Consider the following 3,214-nt stretch of genomic DNA (forward strand, 5'->3'; position numbering starts at 1 on the left):
ATGCAAAGATAACAAATACTTATGAAATTATGTGCCTGAGAGGAGAGGGCTTGCAACTGGATTTTAGGACTGACCCCTTCATTTTCTTTGATTAGTTGGTGAGTAAAAGGTGATGTTTTGCGAGGTAAAAGATGATGTTTTAGAGGGTAAAAGGTGATGTTTTGCTATATAAGATAATTATTAAAATGTATCTAATTGAAAATAAATAAGTTACCTTGTTTGTAAAACTAAACTGGTAAAGGTTTGGAAACGAGCGAGCTACTCGGCTTCGCTATTTTCTGCCTAACAAAGAACGCTTGTTATTCTGTTTGCAAAGATAATACTTTGCTTGCGAATAACAAGCGTTTTGGATGAAATATACCTAATAATTTTTATCTTTCTATAAGCTATATGAAATTATAGAATCTGTTACAAACTGAAATTAGAAACAGATTGTTTTATCATAAAAACGAAAAAATAATGGGTCTCCCGGAATTTGGAGTGATATCATTTAATATCTGATTATCAATAACTTTTGTGAGTTCTATTCTTTCACATCCCTTTGTTTACTGAATATTAAAGAAAATAAAGTGCTAAAATAAAGGCTACAAAATTTATACTTATCTTACATGGATTATCCACACCACAAAGAGCTTATATTTAAGGGTTTACAGTACCTTTTTTATCAACAGGAAGCCTGAAAAATATAATACCATCACTCCAAATTCCGGAAGACCCAAAATAATATTTTTAATTTTTGGCACCATAATTGCTATTTTGCTTTTAGATATGCTGTTATTGCACCGTCGCGGAATCGGAAGGACACCGTAAGAAAAACTATCAACTAAAAATGATTGATATGAGAAAAGAAATTCATGTTGTTTCTAATCCAGACGGAGGGTGGGACGCAAAGCGACCAAATGCAGACAGAGCCTCAAAACACTTTGAAACAAAGAAGGAGGCAATGGACTGGGGACGCAATCTTGCCAAGAAAGAAGGGGCAGAACTTATTCCTCATGGAAAGGATGGAAAGATTCAGAATCCTAACCCAAGTTTAACCGGCAAAATTATTTTTCATAAATTTTCGGGATATTTTGTGTAGTATTAATTTGATAAATGATTGATAATCAAGTGTAGGGTATTGTAACGAGGGGCAAAAACCGATTTGTAGGACACAGTCATATCAAAATTATTTTGTTACTTTGCACTCATGCACGCAAATGTACAGACACGATTCAATCCTGCCACAGGCGACATGGCTCCTTATTATCGCATCAAGGAGTCATATCGTGACGTGCAGGGTCATGTACATTCGCTAATTTTGTTGAACATCGAGTTCGAACCTTCACTTACTGCTGTAGAGATTCGAAAAATTGTATACGCTCTTACCGAACGCTTCAAAAATAGAAGTACACCCTCGCTTTTTAAGGAACGTCTTGACGAACTTACTCCTATTGAACAGGCAAAGGCTGACGAATGGTGGAGCCGTATGGAGAAAGAAGGTGGAATCGACAGGTTTAATAAGGAAGAGCAGAAGTCGCTGAGAAAATATGAGAACTATATTGACCTTGAGACGGCAAACTATACTGACGCAAGGAATGTTGGTGCTGAGTGGCTCTGCAAGCAGACAATAGACAAGCTGCAATTAGAGGGTTTCCTGCGCAAAAACGGCTGGACGGAGAATGCAATACACACGGCTTTGTCAGCATTGATTGTCCGTACGGTATATGCAGTTTCTGAACGTTCATCTTATTATTATTTGCGGGATAACTCGGCTGCTGGCGAACTTTACAGCGGAGCTCCTGGCTGGACACCAGGAATCAATTCTCTGTATAAAATCACTGACAAGTTATATGAACTAAAGGAACAGTTAGAGCATCATCTGTGCAGCGTTACTGACGATCTCTTTAATATAGACAACAAGTTGATGCTCTTCGACTTAACCAACTTCTATTTCGAGGGTAGCAAGCGTAATAGCGATAAAGCCAAGTTCGGTTGTTCAAAAGAAAAACGCTCTGATTGTAAGCTACTTGTACTTGCATTATGTATCAATAAAGAAGGTTTTATACGTTATTCTTCTATCTTGGAGGGTAATACAGCAGATCCCAAGTCTCTACCCAATATGATTGATACGCTGGCAAAGAGGAATCCATCACGAACTAAGGATACGCTCGTTGTCATGGATGCAGGTGTTGCCACGGAAGAGAACTTGGAGCTAATAAAGAAAAAGGGTTACAATTATCTCTGCGTATCCCGTACGAAAATGAAAGACTATACGCTCAGTGATGATGACAAGAGCGTTACGGTTATGGATGCCCGCCGGCAGAAAATAACGCTGAAAGAGATTAAGACAGAGGATGATAAGGATTATTATCTCGAAATAACATCTCCTTCGAAAGCTATGACAGAGTCGTCCATGAACAGGGTTTGGAGAGAGCGTTTTGAGATGGAACTGCAGAGGATAAACGATGGCATCTCCAAGAAAGGTGGAACAAAAACCTATGAAAAGGTTGTTGAACGTACAGGACGTGCCATACAGAAGTACCCATCTATAGCGAAGTTCTACCAGATAAGCTACATAAAAAATGAGAAGAAACCCAAGGAGATGCTGCGTGTAGATTGGGAGATAAAAGACCTCTCTGCAATGGAATCTGGTCATGGAGTCTATTTCCTTCGTAGCAATATCAGGACACTTTCTGAACGTGTAACATGGGAATACTACAATCTCATTCGCGAGATAGAATGTACGAACAGACAACTAAAGAATGACCTCAACCTCCGTCCTATCTATCATCAGAAAGATGAGCGAAGCGACGCACACCTCTTCTTTGGGTTATTAGCCTACTGGGTGGTAAACACCATCCGTTGTCAATTAAAACGAGAAGGAGAATCCTGTTACTGGACCGAGATTGTACGACGTATGAACACCCAAAAACTCGTTACCACAAAAGGGAAGAACCCGTTAGGTGAAACTATTGAGATGCGCCAATGCAGTAGTCCTTCGAAGCAAGCAAAACAGATATACGATAAGTTGAAATTAAAACACTCACCATTCAAAAAGAATAAAATTTGTAGGACACAGAACTCATAAGAAAAACGAGGAAAGTACGGTAACAGTAACAATTAGGCGAAAGTGGGTGTTAAACTTGGGTTAGCGCACCTCTATTTGTTATAAAATCTAAAAAAGCATCTGTTTCATCTTCTTTTTACACTTTTGTGTAATGTATTTCTTGAT

Annotated in this window: 2 protein-coding genes; both read left to right on the forward strand. The window is 38.6% G+C overall.

Features of this window, described 5'->3' with window-relative positions; all coding sequences use genetic code 11:
* Nucleotides 1–838: 838 nt before the first annotated feature.
* On the forward strand, nt 839–1,081 hold the full coding sequence (locus AC1DCD_RS10105; protein ID WP_464641363.1) for a DUF2188 domain-containing protein: 243 nt from the start codon (nt 839–841) through the stop codon (nt 1,079–1,081).
* A 108-nt stretch (nt 1,082–1,189) separates the two neighbouring features.
* Nucleotides 1,190–3,070, forward strand: coding sequence for an IS1634 family transposase (locus AC1DCD_RS10110; RefSeq protein ID WP_464641365.1), 1,881 nt, complete (start codon nt 1,190–1,192; stop codon nt 3,068–3,070).
* Nucleotides 3,071–3,214: the final 144 nt, after the last annotated feature.

Source organism: Prevotella sp. C0209C1, from assembly GCF_056583855.1.

Coding starts and splice junctions, on each gene's coding strand:
- AC1DCD_RS10105 (WP_464641363.1), top strand. CDS start 839: ATGAGAAAAGAAATTCATGTTGTTTCTAATCCAGACGGAGGGTGGGAC.
- AC1DCD_RS10110 (WP_464641365.1), top strand. CDS start 1,190: ATGCACGCAAATGTACAGACACGATTCAATCCTGCCACAGGCGACATG.